This window comes from Amycolatopsis sp. NPDC104775, assembly GCF_055583325.1.
This window is the reverse complement of sequence record NZ_JBVJOE010000001.1, coordinates 1,032,937-1,050,455: the sequence shown is the minus strand read 5'-3', so window position 1 is coordinate 1,050,455 and position 17,519 is coordinate 1,032,937. Positions and strand designations below refer to the sequence as shown.

The window sequence follows — 17,519 nt, the reverse complement described above, 5'->3', positions numbered from 1 at the left end:
GCACGTCCGCACGACCACTGGGGACGCATGATGCACGAGTTCATTCCTCCGGCGACGCGGTTCGCCCCGCTGCCGGAGAGATTCGCGATGAAACGCGGCGGCGTGCTGCACGGCGCGCGCGTCGCCTACGAAACGTTCGGCGCGCCCGCTCCGGCCGGGGACAACGTCGTGCTGCTGCTCACCGGGCTCTCGCCGAACGCGCACGCCGCGTCCAGCCCGGAGGACCCGGCCCCCGGCTGGTGGGAGCCGATGGTGGGGCCGGGCAAGCCGATCGACACCGGGCAGTGGCACGTGGTCTGCGTGAACTCGCTCGGCGGCTGCCAAGGATCGACCGGACCGGCCTCGACCGACCCGGCGACCGGGCAGCCGTACCGGCTCGGCTTTCCCGAACTGTCCATTGAGGACATCGCGGACGCCGCGGCGCACACGGTGCGGCAGCTGGGCTTTGAGCGGCTGGCGTGCGTCGTCGGCGCGTCGATGGGCGGGATGAGCGCGCTGGCGTTGCTGGCCCGGCATCCGGAGCTGGCGCGCGGCCACATCAGCATCTCGGCGGCGGCGCACTCGCTGCCGTACTCGATCGCGATTCGCTCCCTGCAACGGGAAGCGATCCGATCGGATCCACTGTGGAACGACGGGAACTACGTCCCGGACCGCTATCCGGAACGCGGCATGCTGACCGCGCGCAAGATCGGCATGACCACCTACCGGTCGGCCCGGGAATGGGAAAGGCGGTTCGGCCGCGAGAGATCCGGCCCCGGGGACGCCGGGTTCGGCCTCGAGTTCGCCGTCGAGTTCTACCTGGACCATCACGCGCGCCGGTTCGTCCGCCGGTTCGATCCCAACAGCTACCTCTACCTCAGCCGCAGCATGGACTGGTTCGACCTCGGCGAACCATGCGGCGGCGCCGCCGAGGCACTGGCCCGGCTGCGGGTCGAGCAGGCGCTCGTGATCGGCACGGAGACCGACATCCTGTTCCCGCTGCACCAGCAGCGGGAGATCGCCGACGGGCTGCGGGCAGCCGGCGCGGACGTGGAATTCCTCGCGCTGGAGTCCGATCTCGGCCACGACGCGTTCCTGGCGGACCTCGACAGTTTCGGGCCGCCGGTGGCGAAATTCCTGTCCACCCTGTGACGGTCCCGGACCGACAAGAGAGCGAGATCGACTTGGAGAACAGCATTGCCCTGGTCACCGGCGCCAACCGCGGCATCGGGTTCGAGATCGTGCGCCAGCTCGCCGGACGCGGCGTCCGCGTGGTGCTCAGCGGGCGGGACGAAGCCGCGGTGGAGACAGCGGCGACGGGATTGCGCGAGGCGGGCCTGGCCGTCGAAGGGCTCCGGCTCGACGTGACGGACTCGAAGAGCATCGAAGCCGCCGCGGCGGAGCTGGAAACCCGGCACGGCCGGCTCGACATCCTGGTCAACAACGCGGCCGTGCGGATCGAGCAGTACGGCAAGCGGCCGTCGCAGCAGACGCTGGCCGAATGGCGGGAAACCTTCGACACCAACCTGTTCGGCATGGTCGAGACGACGCTGGCGATGCTGCCGCTGATCCGGAAGTCGGCCGCCGGGCGGATCGTCAACGTCTCCAGCCTGCTCGGTTCGCTGACCCTGCACAGCGATCCCGAGTCCTACACCTACAGCGACACCTTCAAGGCGCTTCCGGCCTACAGCGCCACGAAAAGCGCGGTGAACTCGTGGACCGTGCACCTGGCGTACGAACTGCGGGACACGCCGATCAAGGTCAATTCCGCCCACCCCGGCTACACCAGAACCGGGATGAACGACGGAGCCGGCGACCAGGAACCGGCGGACGGCGCGGTGACGAGCGTCGAACTCGCGCTGCTCGACGAGAACGGCCCGAGCGGCAGCTACGTGCACGCCGGGAAGGCCCTGCCGTGGTGACCCGTACCGGACCGATCGGGGGAACTGCTCGATGACCACTGTCGCACTCGTGACCGACCGCGTCAGCCTGCCCATCGACTACGACATGCCGCTGCTGCGCGAGGCCTGCGCGAAAATCGGGCTGGACACCGAGGTCTGCCCGTGGGAGGACGCCGGGGTCGACTGGGGCCGGTTCGACGCGGTCGTGCTGCGCTCGCCGTGGAACTACGTGGACCAGCTGCCGGATTTCCTGGCGTGGTGCCAACGGGTCGAGGAGACGACGCTCCTGCTCAATCCGCTCGCGGTCGCCCGGTGGGCGCTCGACAAGTCCTATCTGGCGGATCTGGCCGCGCTCGGCGTCCCGGTCGTCCCGAGCCGGTTCGCCGCGTCCGGAGACGACCCGGACCTCGTGGTGCGGGAAGTGCTGGACACGCATGGCGACGCGACGGAAATCGTCGTCAAACCGGGAATCGGCGCGTATTCGCGCAATGTCCGCCGATTCACCCGGACGGCCGCGGCCGAGGCCGCCGAACATCTGGAGAAGCTCTTCGGCGAAGGCGGGCACGCGCTCGTCCAGCCGTATTTCGAGTCGGTCGACCGGGACGGCGAAACGAACCTGATCTATTTCGACCGGCAGTACAGCCACGCGATCCGCAAGGCCGCGATGCTGATGCCGGACGGAACCGTGCACGTCCCGACGCTCGATTTCCGCGCCCCGCGCGTCGCCGACCAGGACGAGCGCGCGGTCGCTTCGGCCGCCCTCGACGCCGCCGCGAGCCATCTGGGCCTGGACCGGCCGCTGCTGTACGGCCGGGTCGACCTGGTCCGCGACGACCGGGGACAGCCGAGGGTGCTCGAACTCGACATCTGCGAACCGTCGCTCAACCTGCCGTTCGGAGAAGGCAGCGCGCTGCGGTTCGCCACCGTTCTCGCCGAACGGATCGGAGCCTGACCTCCCGTCCGGCCCACCCTGACGAAAGGATTGTGCGAAGTGCGTGTTCTTGGCTATCTGGACGGTTCCGTAGCCGACCCGGACGACCCTCACATCAAGGTCGCGGACCTCGGCCTGCTCCGCGGCGACGGCGTCTTCGAGACGGTCCTGATCGAGGACGGCGAACCGAGGGAACTCGACCTGCACCTGGACCGGCTCGCCCGCTCGGCGCGGATGATGGAGCTGCCCGAACCCGACGACGCGCAGTGGGAACGGGCGATCCGCGCCGTCGTCGAAGCCTGGCCGGACGACAGCGAAATCGCGATGAAGCTCATCTACACCCGGGGCTTGGACAGCGAACCCGACTCCCCGCCGACGGCCTTCGCGCTCGGGCTCGAAATCAGCCCCAAGATGATGCGCGAACGCACCGAGGGAATCGCCGCGATCACCCTGGAACGCGGCATCGAACCGGGCCTCGCCGAACGCGCGCCGTGGCTCCTGCTGGGCGCGAAGACGTTGTCCTATGCGGTCAACATGGCCGCGCTGCGCGAGGCGAACCGCCGCGGCGCGTCGGACGTCATCTTCACCGCGACCGACGGTTCGGTGCTGGAAGGCCCGACGGTTTCGGTGGTCATGGTGCGCGACCGGACGCTGTACACGCCGCCGCCGATCATCGGCATCCTGCCCGGGACGACGCAGGCCGCGGTGTACCGGGGAGCCGAACGAGCCGGTTTCACCGCGAAAATCGAATCCCTGACCGCGGACGATCTCTTCTCCGGCGACGGCGTTTTCGTCGCCTCGTCGGTACGGAAACTGACCCGCGTGCACACCCTGGACGGCAAAGCACTGCCCGACTCGACCGAATTGCACCGGGAATTGAGCGCGGCCTACGAATCGGTGTACCGGTAAGGCTGTTGCCGATTCGGCTTCGGACGGGGCAAGATCGGAACCGGCGATTCCGCCCGTGCCCCGTTTCCGGCGCCGGGCGGGCGGTGGGGCGGAGACGGTCCGGCGGCGGCCGGGGGAGAGGATCCGATGATCGACGACCCGGTGCTGCTGGGCGTTTCCGGTGTGCGGGCATGAGCGCGGGGATGGGGTGTTCCGGTCGCGGTCGTGCGGGCGGGGGCGTGGGGTTGCCCGGTGACCTTGGCCGGTGGCGCGGGGTTGCCTGGCGGGGAAGACTGTCCGGCATCGTTCGGTCGGGCGCGGTGGTTCCTGGGCTTGGCTGGTGGGGCGGTGTTGTCGCTCGTTTCCGGTGTGCCGAGGTTTTCCGGCGGGGAAGCTTGCCCGTTGTCGTTCGGTCGGACTCGGTGATTCCCGGGTTTGGCTGGTGGGGCGGTGTTGTCGGTCGTTTCCGGTGTGCCGAGGCTTTTCGGCGGGGAAGCCTGTCCGTTGTCGCTCGATCAGGCCCGGTGATTCCCGAGCTTGGCCGGTGGGGTGGCGTTGTCGCTCGTTTCCGGTGTGCCGAGGTTTTCGGGCGCGGAAGGTTGTCCGTTGTCGCTCGATCCGCGTCGGCGATTCCGGAGACGGCGGTCCGGAGATTGCCACTGCACCCCGGTCCGAAGCGCGCCCAGCCTGGCCTGCCAGCTTTTTCCAGCCCTCTGAGGCCCTTCGGTGTGGAGGCCGTCGCATGAGCACTCGACCCGTCGCCCCCGAACGCGCGACCCCGCTGCGTCCCGCGCTCGTCCTCGTCGGCGTCCTGCTGATCGCCACGAACCTGCGCGCCGCGATCACCACCCTCGGCCCCATCCTGAATCTCGTCCAGGCCGACCAGGGACTTTCCTCGGTAGCGGCCTCGGTCCTGGTCAGCGTGCCGCTCATCGCGTTCGCCGCGTGCTCGCCGATCGCGCCCAAAGTCGCCGCGAAACTCGGGCTCGAGCGGGCGCTCGGCGCGGCGGTGTTGCTGCTCGCGGTCGGGATCCTGCTGCGCTCGACGCCGCCGCAATTGCTGCTGTGGACCGGCACTGTTCTGCTCGGGATCGCCATCGCGATCCTGAACGTCCTGCTCCCGGCGCTCGTCAAACGCGATTTCCCCACCCGCATCGGCCCGATCACCGGCACGTACACCGCGGTCCAGTCCGGCGTCGCCGCGATCGCCGCCGGGGTCGCGGTCCCGCTGGCCGGGCAGCAGGCCGGGGGATGGCGGCTGGCGCTGGGCGTCTGGGCCGGGCTCGCGCTCGTCGCCCTCGGGGTTTTCCTGCCGCAGCTGCGCCGTTCCGCCGCCGCGCCGGCGCTCGCGCGGACGACCGGCGCGGCGCGGCCCTGGACGAACGCGCTGGCCTGGCAGGTCACCCTCTTCATGGGACTGCAGTCGCTCGCCTTCTACGTGCTGGTGACGTGGCTGTCCTCGATCGAGCACGCCGCGGGCATCAGCTCGGTGACCGCCGGATTCCACCAGCTGCTGTTCAACCTCTCCGGACTCGCCGGCAGCCTCGTCAGCTCCGCGCTCATCCACCGGCTGCCCGACCAGCGCGCGGTCGCGATCACCGGGTCGCTGCTGCTGACGACCGCGCTGACCGGGCTGCTGGCCGCGCCGGAGATGGCGGTGCTGTGGGCCGTGCTCGCCGGGTTGGCGGGCGGGATCACGCTGGCGCTGGCGTTGTCCCTTTTCGGCTTGCGCACCAAGGATTATTCCGATGCGGGCGCGCTGTCCGGGATGGCCCAGTCCGCGGGCTACACGCTCGCCGCGCTCGGCCCGATCGCCATCGGCGCGATCCACGACGCCACTTCGTCCTGGACGCCCGCGCTCGGCGTGCTAATCGTGCTCGCGCTGATCCAGACAGTCTTCGGAGCGCTGGCTTCGCGGCCGAAGACGATCACCTGACCGGACAGCGTTCGGGCGGGCGCGGTTCGCCGCGGGGGTGGACAATATGGACATGATCAACGTCCTCGTCGCGTACGCGGGCAAGCACGGCGGCACCCGCGAAATCGCCGAAGTCGTCGGCGAGGAGTTGCGCGCCGCCGAGTTCGCGGTGGACGTGCGCGACGCGGGCGAAGTCGACAGCGTCACCGGGTACGCCGCAGTGGTGGTCGGCAGCGCGCTCTACTACGCGCGGTGGCGGCCCGAAGCGGTACGGCTGCTGGAGCGCAACACCGAAGCGCTGCGGGCGCGTCCGGTCTGGTTATTCCACAGTGGACCGTGCGGCCCTGGCGCGAACCTGACGCGGGTCAGCCTGCCCGCCCGGGTAGCGCTGCTGGCAGCAGCCATCGACGCGGCCCGCACCGAGACCTTCGGCGGACGGCTCGACCCGGCGCTCGCGGACGGTGTGCTGGAAAAGCTGCTGGCACGCGGCAACCGGGCCGGGGATTTCCGCGACTGGGACCGGATCCGGGCCTGGGCGCGCGACATCGGCCGCCGGGTCCAGTCCCGCGTCGCGATCTGAGCCGCTCATCAGGTCGCGTCGAGGCTCGGTGGTCTGGAGCTGGGTGGTGCGGCCGCACCGTTGAGCCGGTTCGGGGTGGTACTGGGCACCCGCAGCGCCATGGCGGACAGCTCCTTCTCAGTTCCATTCGGGTGCTCGCGGCGCGAGGTGACCTTGCCGTCGAACAATCGCCGATATATCGTGGTCATATCGGCGATTGTTCGAAGATGAAGGAGGACCACATGACCAGCACCGCAGGCGGAGACCACCTGTTCCGGGGCTTCGGAGGCTCGGAACGCTTCGGCGGGATGCCGTTCGGATTCGGCCGTCCTGGCCCGGTTCGCCCTGGCGACAGGGGTCGGGGAGTGCCGTTGCGTGGCGATGTGCCGGGCGAGGGGAGAGGGCGACATCCGGGCGGACCGGGGGAAGGGCACGGGTGGCCTGGGGCGGCCGGGGAGGACGACTGGCCGGGGCTGTTCGGCCCGCAGGCGGCGTGGTTCGGCCGCGGCTGGCCGGGTTTGCTCGGCGGCCGAGGCCCGGGGTTTGGCCAGCACGCGGTGTTCGGCGGCCCCGGTGCCAGGTTCGGCCAGACCGGTCTCTTCGGCGGGCCGGGACTCAGCTTCGGCTGGGCTGGCCGTCCGGGCGATGCCTGCGGCTGGCTCGGCGAACCGGGGGAGGCCGAGGCGCATCCCGGCCGTCCTGGCGGCCCAGAAGGATCTCAGGCGCACTCCTCCCGGCCGGGCGGATCGGGAGAGTCTCAGGCGCACTCCGGCGGACTGGGCCGACCGGGAGAATCTCACGTGCACTCCGGTGGACCGGGAAAATCTCACGTGCATCCCGCCCGTCCGGGCGAATCAGGGGAGTCGCACGCACACCTAGGTCGTCCGGGCGGACCGGGCGAGGCGCACGCACATCCCGGGCGTCCCGGCGACCATCCCGGCCGTCCGGGCGAACCCGGGGCCTCGCACGCACACTTCGGCCATCCAGGCGACCATCCCGGCCGCGCAGGCGGACCGGGCGAGTGGCACGCGCATCCCGGTCATCTGGGCGACCACCTTGGCTGGCTGGGCGGACCGGGAGAACCCGACGGGCATCCCGGCCGTCCGGGCGAAACCCCCTGGGGCGAAGGGGCTTGGGACGGCTCCGTCTTCGAAGCCCGAGGCGGCTTCCCTCCAGTGCCTCCCGGTCCGCCGGGTCCGCCTGGACCGCCGCACCGGCCGGGGTTTCCCGGCTTCCCTGGCTTCCCCGGATTTCCCGGCGGCCCGGGAGGCCCCGGCGGATTCTTCGGCGGCCCGCCGCGCGGCGGCCGGGGCAGCCGAGGCCCAGCACGCCCAGTGCGTCCGGCCGTCCTCGCCCTCCTGGCCGAGGAGCCCCGGCACGGTTATCAGCTGATGCAGGAAATCCGCCGCCGCACGCACGACGAGTGGCGGCCCAGCCCTGGTTCCATCTACCCGATTCTGCAGCAGCTTGAGGACGAAGGCCTGGTCCGCACCGCGGAAGAGGGCGGTCGTCGTGTCGCGCACCTCACCGAGGCCGGGCGGGAGCACGTCGCGGGGCGTGAGGAGGAGTTCGCGGCGCTCTGGGAGCCGACGGCGCGCGACGAGGAACCGGGTGCGGACCGGTTCGCTGCGCTGTATCAGCAGATCGGCGAGTTGGCCGGGGCCGCGGCGCAGGTCGCGCACACCGGCAGTGAGGCGCAGTGCGCGGAGGCCCGCAAGGTGCTGCGAGAAGCCCGCCGCCGGTTGTACGCGTTGCTCGCGGACGACGACTCCGAGGAATGAAAACCGCCGGTTGGAGAGTCCACTGTGGACTCTCCAACCGGCGGTCACCTCGGGGCACAACCGGAGGTGGTCCGAGCGCGCGTGTCGGTTGTTGGACGCCGATGCGGTGCGGCGGGTCCAATGCGGCCATGCCATCGTTTGTCCACCTGCACGTTCACACCGAGTATTCGATGCTGGACGGTGCGGCGAAGATCGGTCCTTTGTTCGCGGAGGCGGCTCGGCTGGGGATGCCCGCGGTGGGGATGACTGATCACGGGAACATGTACGGCGGGGACGAGTTTTATCAGACGTCGAAGAAGCACGGGATCAAGCCGATCATCGGTATTGAGGCGTACATCGCGCCGGAGTCGCGGTTTCACAAGAAGCCGGTGTTCTGGGGGCAGGCGTCGCAGCGGGGGTCGGACGAGTTCGGCGAGGGCGGCGACGTCTCGGGCGGCGGTGCGTATACGCACATGACGATGGTGGCGGGGAACGCGACGGGGTTGCGGAATCTGTTCAAGCTGTCGTCGCTGGCGTCGATCCAGGGGTATTACCGCAAGCCGCGGATGGATCGGGAGCTGATCGCGGAGAACGCGTCGGGGATCATCGCGACGACGGGGTGCCCGTCGGGCGAGGTGCAGACCCGGTTGCGGCTGGGGCAGCGGGAGGCGGCGATCCAGGCGGCCTCGGATTACAAGGACATTTTCGGGGCGGGGAACTTCTTCCTGGAGCTGATGGACCACGGGCTGCCGATCGAGCGGTCGGTGCGCGAGGGTCTGCTGGAGATCGGGAAGCTGCTGGACCTGCCGCCGCTGGCGACGAACGATTCGCATTACGTGACGAAGGACCAGGCGGACACGCACTCGGCGTTGCTGTGCGTGCAGGCCGGGAAGACGTTGAACGATCCGACGCGGTTCAAGTTCGACGGGGACGGTTATTTCCTGAAGTCGGCGCAGGAGATGCGGGAGTACTGGGACCGTGAGGTTCCGGGGGCGGCGGACAACACGCTGCTGATCGCCGAGCGGGTGGAGTCGTATGAGGACGTGTACGCGCACAAGGACCGGATGCCGGTCTTCGACGTCCCCGAAGGCCACACCGAAGCCAGCTGGCTGCACCATGAAGTGATGGCCGGGCTCGAACACCGGCTGCCGGACGGAGTGCCCGCTGAATACCGGGAACGAGCCGAGTACGAGCTCAAAGTCATTGTGGAGAAAGGCTTTCCCGGGTACTTCCTCATCACGGCCGATCTGATGAGACACGCTCGCGACGCCGGGATCCGGGTAGGGCCGGGGCGTGGGTCGGCGGCGGGATCGCTGGTCGCGTACGCACTCCGGATCACCAACCTCGACCCGATCCGGCACGGTCTGCTGTTCGAACGGTTCCTGAACCCGGAACGAGTGTCTATGCCAGACATCGACATGGACTTCGACGACCGCCGCCGCGGCGAGATGATCCGCTACGCCACCGAAAAGTACGGTTCCGATCGCATCGCACAGGTCATCACCTTCGGCACCATCAAGACGAAAGCGGCGATCAAAGACTCCGCGCGAGTCCACTTCGGACAGCCGGGCTATTCAATCGCTGACAGGATTTCGAAAGCCTTGCCGCCGCCGGTGGCCGCGAAGGACATTCCGCTGTCGGGAATCGTGGACGCGAAGCACGAGCGTTACGCCGAGGCTGCCGAGGTCCGCGCACTGGTCGAGAATGACGAAGAATGCAAGACGATCTTCGAGACCGCCCGCGGGCTGGAAGGCCTGATCCGCAACGCTGGGGTCCACGCCTGTGCGGTGATCATGTCCAGCGAACCCTTGCTGGACGCGATTCCGTTGTGGCGCAGGGACGACGGGTCGGTGATCACCGGCTGGGACTATCCCTCCTGCGAGGCCATCGGCCTGCTCAAGATGGACTTCCTGGGCCTGCGCAACCTCACCGTCATCGGCGACGCGATCGACAACATCCAAGCCAACCGCGGGGAAGACATCGACCTCGACCGGCTGGGCACCGACGATCCCGGAACCTTTGCCCTGCTGGCCTGCGGAGACAGTCTCGGAGTGTTCCAATTGGACGGCGGTGCGATGCGGGATCTGTTGCGCCGCATGCGTCCCACCGGTTTCGAGGACATCGTGGCCGTCAACGCGCTTTACCGGCCGGGTCCGATGGCGATGAACACGCACAACAATTACGCCGATCGCAAGAACAAGCGGCAAGCCGTCGAACCGATCCATCCGGAACTGGAGGAACCGCTGCGCGAGATCCTCGCCGAAACGCACGGTCTGGTGGTGTATCAGGAACAGATCATGCAGATCGCGCAGAAGGTCGCCGGATACTCGATGGGCCGAGCGGACGTGCTGCGCCGGGCGATGGGCAAGAAGAAAAAGGAAGTCCTGGAAAAGGAATTCGAGGGCTTCCGGGCCGGGATGATCGGCAACGGGTTCTCCGGCGAAGCGGTGCAAGCGCTGTGGGACACGATTCTGCCGTTCGCGGGCTATGCCTTCAACAAGTCGCACGCCGCCGGGTACGCGCTGGTCGGCTACTGGACGGCGTATCTCAAGGCGAACTACACCGCGGAGTACATGGCCGCGTTGTTGACGTCGGTGGGTGACAACAAGGACAAGTCGGCGATCTATCTGTCGGAGTGCCGCCGGCTGGGGATCAAGGTGCTGCCGCCGGATGTGAACGAGTCGGCGTTGCGGTTCGCGGCCGTGGGGAACGACATCCGGTTCGGTCTGGGCGCGGTGCGCAACGTGGGCGCGAACGTGGTGGAGTCGATCATCAAGACGCGCGAGGAGAAGGGGAAGTACTCCTCGTTCACCGATTTCCTGGACAAGTCGGAGCTGGTGGCCTGCAACAAGCGGGTGATCGAGTCGCTGATCAAGGCGGGCGCGTTCGATTCGATGGGGCACACGCGGCTGTCGATGATCCAGGTGCACGAGGACGCGGTGGAAGCCGTGGTCCCGCTCAAGCGCCAGGAAGCGATGGGCCAGTTCGACCTCTTCGGCGGCGAAAACAAGGAACCAGCGGCAGCTCCGCTGGCGCACGTGAAATTCACTGCCGAAGAATGGCCGCGCAAGCAATTGCTGGCGCATGAACGGGACATGCTCGGCCTTTACGTGTCGGCCCATCCCTTGGACGGCGCCGAGGGTGTCCTCCGCAAACACGCACCGCGAACGATCGCGGCGATCATCGACAACCCGCCGAAAGAAGGCGAACTCGTCGTCGCCGGATTGATCACTTCGCTGGAGCGGCGAGTGAACAAAAAAGGCGAACCGTGGGCGATTTGCACGGTCGAGGATTTGGACGCGTCGCTGGAGGTGCTGTTCTTCGCGAAGTCGTACGCCTTGTGCGCGGCCGATCTGGTTGAAGACAACGCGGTACTGGTGAAGGGCCGGGTGAACTGGCGGGAGGACAAAATGTCGGTCTTCGGAGCGGATCTGGCGCCGCTGGACCTGACGGAACTCGGGGAAACGCCGTTGGTGCTGCACACGCGGGCGGAGAAGGTGACGCTCCCGGTGGTGCTGGAACTCAAGCAGACTTTGCTGGCGCACCAGGGAAACACGCCGGTGCACCTGCATGTGGGGGAGCAGCGGTACGCGCTGGACGGGTACTCGGTGAAGGTGACCCCGGCGCTGCTGGGCGAGGTCAAAACCATCCGGGGGATCACCGTGGGCTTGGGGGGGGGGGGGGGGGGGGGGGGGGGGGGGGGGGGAGGAACCGCACCACCCCCCCCTCCCCCCCCCCCCCCCCCCCCCCCCCCCCCCCCCCCCCCCCCCCCCCCCCCAAGCCACTCTCAGCGCTTCAACCCGTGCTCGATCGCTTCGATGATCCGCGGCCGAAGCTGTGCCGTGCTGACGATCGCGTCCACCGACCCGACCTCGACCGCACGCTGGATGCTGTGCACCCGGTCGAACTCCGACGCCACCTCGCCGAGCTTCTCCGCCCGCACCGACGACGTCACCTCGGCCAGCTCGGCCGCGCACGCCGCCCGCTCAGCCCCGCTCAGCTCGCCGAGCCGCTTCTGCAGCTCAGCCACCCGCGGGTCGTTCGCCGTCCGGGTCTTGACCTCGCCCGCGAACACCACCGCCGCCGCCGGGGCACCGCCCAGGACGGAGGCGAACGAGCCCTCCAGCGCCAGCACCGTCATGTTCGGGTTCAGCGCCTTCGAGAACACCACGAACGCCCCGCCGTGGTAGCGCGAGATCACCGTGAACACGATCGGGCCCTCGAAGTTCACGATCGCGCGGCCGATCTCGGCCCCGTACTCCAGCTGGAGTTTCTTCATCGACTCCGGCGAGCCGTCGAAGCCGGACAGGTTCGCCAGCACCACCAGCGGACGGTTGCCGCTCGCCGCGTTGATCGCGCGGGCCGCCTTCTTCGACGACTTCGGGAACAGCGTGCCCGCGGTGAACGTGTCCGGGCCGTCGGTGGGCGGGAAGCCGCGGCGCGGCACCGAACGCGATTCGATGCCCAGCAGGCACACCGGGTGGCCGCCGATGTGCACGTCCTGCACCGCGGCGGTGTCCGCGTCCGCCATGCCCGCCCAGCGTTCCAGCACCGGGTGGTCCTGGTCGGACAGCGCGCGCATCACCGTGCGGATGTCGAACGGCTTCTTGCGGTCCGGGTTGTGCTCGGCGGAGAAGATCTGGCCCACCGTGGCGAAGTCGCTGCCGACGACGGCGTGCGGGTAGTCCGACACGTCGCGGTTCGCCGGGTCGGTGGTGACCGCCTGGCGCGGGCCCGTCTCGCCGGGCACGACGTAGGTGTGCGCGTAGTGCGCCATCAGGACGTCGCGCGCCCCGGCGAGGTTCGGCGCCCAGTACTGCGCCTGCCCGTTCGGGCCCATCACCCGGTCGTAGCCGCCGATGCCGAAGTTGTCCTCGGCCGACACGCCGCCGGAGAAGTCCAGCGACTGCTTGCCGGTGAGCACCATCGCCGAATCCGGCGTCATCACCAGGATGCCCTTGGTGTGCATGAGCATCGTGGCCTCGGCGTTCCAGTACGGCTGCGCGCCCACGGTGATCCCGGCGACCACGATGTTGATCTCGCCACCGTCCTGGGTGAACTCCACGATCCGCTTCAGCGCGGCCGCGACCCAGTCCATGTTCTCGGTGCCGGACTCCATCGAGATCCGCGCGCCGGACGACAGCGCGAACCACTCCACCGGAACCCGCAGCTCCTGCGCCAGGTTCAGCGCCGCGATCACCCGCGTGCACTCCGGTTCGGCGAGCGCGCCGAGCGACTTCGTCGGATCGCCCAGCAGCACCACGCGCTTGACGCCCTCGGGCACGAGGTCGGTCGGCGTGCTGACCACTCCGGCCACCAGCCCGGCCTTGTTCTGCCCGCGCGGCCGGTCGACCGGGACCAGCGCGCCGGTGTCGTCGAGGTCGTGCTCCACGAAGGACCCGCCGCCGGCCAGCAGGTCGGTGAGCTCGTACGGGTACACCGTGTCGCGCCGCGCCGCGCGCAGCACCTTCTGCCGGTAGTCGTCCAGCGGCTGCACCGGTTCGGTGCTCGGGGCCTCGACCGTCAGCCGCGTGCCCGCGCCGACCTCGTTGCGGATCGTCACCGCGATGTCGGTCAGCTCGCCGGTTTCGGCGTTGCGCTGCCGGGCGAGGAACTGGATCTCCTCCAGGCCCGCGCCTGCGGTGGTGGGCAGCACGCGGCGGGCGAGCAGGTTCAGCTCGTCCATGGTCAGGTCGCTCGGCGGCCACACGTAGATGACGATCCGGTTGGTGTCGAACCGGTTCTTCGCCGGACGCCGCGCCTGGGCGTTGCGGACCGCGTCGAGGCACGCGGCGAGGGTGTCCTCGGCCGAGGGCAGCGACACGAGCCTGCCGTCCGCCTCGCGCAGCGGCGTCAGGTCGCGGACCTGCGACATCGCGATCAGCCGCTCGTCGGCCGGGTTCGCCTTGGCGGTGCCGGTGAACAGGTACACCTCTTCGTCCGCCGACGGCAGCCGCGTGAGGTCGAATTCCCGCAGCCGCTCCAGCTGCAGCCGTTCGGCGACGCGCGGGTGCAGCCCGCGGATCACCCGGTCCTCGGCGAATCCGGATTCGGTCCGGCGGAAGGTGAAGTGGTGGTGCATCACCGCGCCGCCGCCACCGGCGACGGTGGTGACGACCCGGTCGACGTCGGCCGGGAACGGTTGTGCCGCCACGATTTCGCCGAGCTTCGCGGCCATCGCGTCGCTGTCGGGCTGGTCGGACCACTTCACGTACACGTCCGCGGCGACCGGCGCGCCGGCGTCGGAGGACAGTTCGGCCACCGCGCGCATCGCGTCCGGCAGCCGCGGGAAGTCGACCGCCGTGGTGACCACGCGCGCCGGTTCCGGGTGCGAGGCGGTGACGAAGGAGCAGCCCGCGACCTCGCGCACGCGCACGTCGGTGAGCGCCTTGTTGCCGTAGTAGCGCCGGGTCAGCACCTCGAGCATCGGGGCCGGATCCGCGCCCGGCCGCCCGATCCGCTGGCCGAGCAGCCGCACCAGCGGCTCGTTGCTCGACACCATTCCGGAGATCCGCTCGGCGCGGTCGGCTGCGTCCGGATGCTGGTCGAGATAGCGCAGGTGGCCGCGGATCTCGGCGTACACCTCGGCGCGGGCGCGGCGCAGCATCGGCTGTGCGAACCAGCGGAACACCACGCCGCGGGCGAGGTCGCTGACCGCCGGGAAGCGCAGCTGCGTGGCGGCGATCAGGTGCTCCAGCGCGAGCCCGGCCGTCTCGCGCAGCTCGGCCGACGGCGGGGCCTCGGCGAGCCACTGCCGCAGCAGCGCGGAAACGAGCGCGCTGTCGGTCGAAGACCGTTGCTGGGCAAGGAAAATCCGGAAGACCGCTTCTTCCAGCTCCGGCGTGCGCTCCAGGTCGCCGACGCCGTAGTGGCTGAGCACGCGGCGCAGCCTGCCCTGGAACTTCTCCGGCAGCCCGGCCCGCTCGACGTCGAGGCTCTGCAGGTAGGTGTGGAAGTACTCGCGGGCGCTGTGCACCGGGCTCGACGCGCTGAGGTCGTCCGCGGCGGGCTTGTTGCGGCTCAGCTCGGACAGGTCGGCGAAGACGTCCAGCAGTTCGAGTTCGCCCTCCAGCGGACGCACCGGCAGTTCCGCGCGCGCGGCGAGGTAGCTGCTGAGCACGCGGCCCTGGTCGTGCGGGTCGACGTCGAAGCCGAGCAGCAGGCTGCGCAGATCCTGCCTGCCGCGCTCGACCCGGTCGGCCGCGCTCGTGCCGTCCGGCTCGGCGGGCAGGTCGATCTCGGCGCTCTCGGTCTGCGCGGCGGCCTCGTCCTGCGCACCGTCGGCCAGCGGTTCGAGGCGCAGCAGCGGAGCACCGGTCTCCACCTGGCTGCCGATCGACACCGGGAGTTCCTTGACCCGGGCCCGGAACGGCGCGCGCAGCACCGTTTCCATCTTCATGCTTTCCAGCACGAGCACCGGCGCGCCGGATTCGACCTCATCGTCCACCGCGACCGGCGTGGCGACCACCAGCGCGGGCGCGGGGGAGCGGACGACGCCGCCCTCGTCGCGGCTGATCCGGTGCGTGACGCCGTCGACCTCGACCAGGTGGATCGGCCCGTGCGTGCCGGTGACGAGCCGGAACCGCGTGCCGTTGACGGTGATCTGGCCGCTGTACTCGTCGAACCGCTCGAGCTCGACGTCGGCCTGGTGCACGTCGCCGCCGCCGCTGACGCCGACCCGGAACCGCTTCGGCCCGGTGCGCGCGACCGTGACGCGGTACGACGCGCCGCGCAGTTTCAGGTCCAGCGGGCGGATTTCGTGGCGCACCTGCGGACGGCCGCCGAACGCCGTGGACAGCAGGCGCTGCCGCCCGACCTCTTCGTCGTCCTCGTAGGCCTCGATCGCCGCCGCGGCGAGCGCGACCGAGGAATGCCGCGTGGTGACGAGCCGGCCTTCGGCGCGGACGCGGTCGATCCAGCCGGTGTCCGCGCTGGCGTCGATCACCTCGGGCTGGTCGAGCAGGTCGAGCACGAAGCTCTTGTTGGTCGCGCCGCCCTCGATGAGCACGGACGTCTCGGCCATCGCCCGGCGCAGCCGCGCGAGCGCCTGGTCGCGGTCGCGGCCGTAGGCGATGATCTTGGCGATCATCGAGTCGAAGTCGGCGGGGATCGTGTCGCCCTCGCTGACGCCGGTGTCGACCCGGATGCCCGGGCCTGCGGGAAGCAGCAGCCGCGCGATGCGGCCCGGCGACGGCGCGAAGTCGCGGTCCGGGTCCTCGGCGTTCAGCCGCGCTTCGACGGCGTGCCCGGATTCCTCCGGCTGCGCGCCTTCGAGCTTGCCGCCGGACGCGACGTGCAGCTGCAGCCGCACCAGGTCGGTGCCGGTGGTGATCTCGGTGATCGGGTGTTCCACCTGGAGCCGGGTGTTGACCTCGAGGAAGGCGAACATCCGGTCGCCGGGGTGGTAGAGGAATTCGACGGTGCACGCGCCGCGGTAGCCGACCGCGACCGCGAGCCGCTCGGCCGACGCTTTCAGCTCGGCGGTCTGGTCCGGCCCGAGGACCGGCGACGCGGACTCCTCGATGATCTTCTGGTTGCGCCGCTGCACCGAGCAGTCGCGGACGCCGAGCGCCCACGCGGTCTCGCCGTCGGAGATCACCTGGACCTCGACGTGCCGCGCGCCGGTGACCAGGCGCTCCAGGAACACGACGCCGCTGCCGAACGCGCGCAGCGCCTCCTGGCTGGTGCGCTCGTACGCCTCGGTGAGGTCGCCCGCCGACTCGACCTTGCGGATGCCGCGCCCGCCGCCGCCCGCGGTGGCCTTGAGCATCAGCGGGTAGCCGATCTTGTCGCCCGCGGCGAGCGCTTCTTCCAGCGTCGCGACCTCGCCGCCGCTCCACGGGGCGACCGGGACGCCGACCTCCTCGGCGATCAGCTTCGCGCCGATCTTGTCGCCGAGCTTGCGCATCGCGTCCGCGCTCGGGCCGACGAAGGCGATGCCGATCTTCTCGCACAGTTCGGCGAATGCCGGGTCTTCGGCGACGAAGCCCCAGCCGACCCACGCGGCGTCGGCCTTGGTCTCGACCAGCGCCTTCTCCAGTTTGGCGAGGTCGAGGTAGGGCCGCGCGGAGGCGGGGCCGAGGGAAAAGGCGACGTCGGCTTCGCGGACGAAAGTCGCGGTGGCGTCCGCGTCCGTGTAGAGCGCGACCGTCTCGATCCGTCGCCCGGTCTCGGCGGACAAGTCCCGGACGGCGTGGATCAACCGCATCGCGGCCTCTCCGCGGTTGACGATGGCGACGCGATTGAACACGGACAAAGCCTCCCAGTGAACCGACTGCACCCACGCACAGCAGGCGACGCCGGACCCGCCGGAACGTCGCCTGTCTTCGTCGTACACATTGCTCCCTTACCGCCGGGTACACCAATGTCGCGGATGGCGCATGCCGCGCCTGCCGGTTTGTAGGAACCCGCCAAAAACGGCTCGTGTCACGTCGTCCGGGACTGCTTTATCGCGAGGTATGCCACAAATCACGCCCGGCTGACCAGGGGTGGCAGCGCCGGGGCGGCCGGCGGTTTCCAGGGGTTCGGACAGGGGTCACCCGGAGTTCAGCCGGCGGTGCGGAGGGCGCCGGGCGGAAACCGGAGC

Annotated in this window: 10 protein-coding genes and 1 pseudogene; 8 read left to right on the top strand and 3 right to left on the bottom strand. The window is 69.8% G+C overall.

The annotated features are described in order from the left end of the window. Positions 1-30 precede the first annotated feature (30 nt). From metX to ACZ63D_RS04545, 6 genes are all read left to right on the top strand, one after another. The gene (metX, locus tag ACZ63D_RS04570; protein ID WP_465352908.1) at positions 31-1,131 is read left to right on the top strand and encodes a homoserine O-acetyltransferase MetX; all 1,101 of its coding nucleotides are present in this window, start codon (positions 31-33) and stop codon (positions 1,129-1,131) included. Next, positions 1,128-1,901, top strand: a complete 774-nt coding sequence (locus ACZ63D_RS04565; RefSeq protein WP_465352907.1) for an SDR family oxidoreductase — start codon at positions 1,128-1,130, stop codon at positions 1,899-1,901. Before metX ends, ACZ63D_RS04565 begins: the two co-directional genes overlap by 4 nt. Before the next feature lie 31 nt (positions 1,902-1,932). Then, positions 1,933-2,832 (top strand): ATP-grasp domain-containing protein, encoded by a 900-nt coding sequence (locus tag ACZ63D_RS04560; protein ID WP_465352906.1) that lies wholly within the window; start codon positions 1,933-1,935, stop codon positions 2,830-2,832. Between the two features lie 39 nt (positions 2,833-2,871). Beyond that, on the top strand, positions 2,872-3,720 hold the full coding sequence (locus tag ACZ63D_RS04555; RefSeq protein ID WP_465352905.1) for an aminodeoxychorismate lyase: 849 nt from the start codon (positions 2,872-2,874) through the stop codon (positions 3,718-3,720). Between the two features lie 721 nt (positions 3,721-4,441). After that, positions 4,442-5,635 (top strand): CynX/NimT family MFS transporter, encoded by a 1,194-nt coding sequence (locus ACZ63D_RS04550; RefSeq protein ID WP_465352904.1) that lies wholly within the window; start codon positions 4,442-4,444, stop codon positions 5,633-5,635. Positions 5,636-5,687: 52 nt separating this feature from the next. After that, the gene (locus ACZ63D_RS04545; protein WP_465352903.1) at positions 5,688-6,194 is read left to right on the top strand and encodes a flavodoxin domain-containing protein; all 507 of its coding nucleotides are present in this window, start codon (positions 5,688-5,690) and stop codon (positions 6,192-6,194) included. An 8-nt stretch (positions 6,195-6,202) separates the two neighbouring features. On the opposite strand, the gene ACZ63D_RS04540 is transcribed toward ACZ63D_RS04545, so the two are convergent. Together ACZ63D_RS04540 and ACZ63D_RS04535 are read right to left on the bottom strand one after the other, a co-directional pair. Then, positions 6,203-6,382: a hypothetical protein gene (locus ACZ63D_RS04540; protein ID WP_465352902.1), complete on the bottom strand. Its 180-nt coding sequence runs from the start codon at positions 6,380-6,382 to the stop codon at positions 6,203-6,205. Positions 6,383-7,048: 666 nt separating this feature from the next. Continuing rightward, the gene (locus tag ACZ63D_RS04535; protein WP_465352901.1) at positions 7,049-7,216 is read right to left on the bottom strand and encodes a hypothetical protein; all 168 of its coding nucleotides are present in this window, start codon (positions 7,214-7,216) and stop codon (positions 7,049-7,051) included. Between the two features lie 291 nt (positions 7,217-7,507). Here ACZ63D_RS04535 and ACZ63D_RS04530 point away from each other — a divergent pair, with 291 nt between their 5' ends. Together ACZ63D_RS04530 and dnaE are read left to right on the top strand one after the other, a co-directional pair. Next, on the top strand, positions 7,508-7,954 hold the full coding sequence (locus ACZ63D_RS04530; protein ID WP_465352900.1) for a PadR family transcriptional regulator: 447 nt from the start codon (positions 7,508-7,510) through the stop codon (positions 7,952-7,954). A gap of 128 nt (positions 7,955-8,082) precedes the next feature. Further along, a pseudogene (gene dnaE / locus ACZ63D_RS04525) lies at positions 8,083-11,598 on the top strand (DNA polymerase III subunit alpha); the annotation flags it as partial. 122 nt (positions 11,599-11,720) lie between these two features. On the opposite strand, the gene ACZ63D_RS04520 reads toward dnaE, so the two are convergent. Continuing rightward, entirely contained in the window at positions 11,721-17,183 is a 5,463-nt protein-coding gene (locus ACZ63D_RS04520) for an ATP-binding protein (protein ID WP_465352899.1), read from the bottom strand. Positions 17,184-17,519: the final 336 nt, after the last annotated feature.

Excerpts from the sequence above, each read along its gene's own strand:
- metX (WP_465352908.1), top strand. The coding sequence starts at position 31 with ATGCACGAGTTCATTCCTCCGGCGACGCGGTTCGCCCCGCTGCCGGAG.
- ACZ63D_RS04560 (WP_465352906.1), top strand. The coding sequence starts at position 1,933 with ATGACCACTGTCGCACTCGTGACCGACCGCGTCAGCCTGCCCATCGAC.
- ACZ63D_RS04550 (WP_465352904.1), top strand. The coding sequence starts at position 4,442 with ATGAGCACTCGACCCGTCGCCCCCGAACGCGCGACCCCGCTGCGTCCC.
- ACZ63D_RS04545 (WP_465352903.1), top strand. The coding sequence starts at position 5,688 with ATGATCAACGTCCTCGTCGCGTACGCGGGCAAGCACGGCGGCACCCGC.
- ACZ63D_RS04540 (WP_465352902.1), bottom strand. The coding sequence starts at position 6,382 with ATGACCACGATATATCGGCGATTGTTCGACGGCAAGGTCACCTCGCGC.
- ACZ63D_RS04535 (WP_465352901.1), bottom strand. The coding sequence starts at position 7,216 with ATGACCGGGATGCGCGTGCCACTCGCCCGGTCCGCCTGCGCGGCCGGG.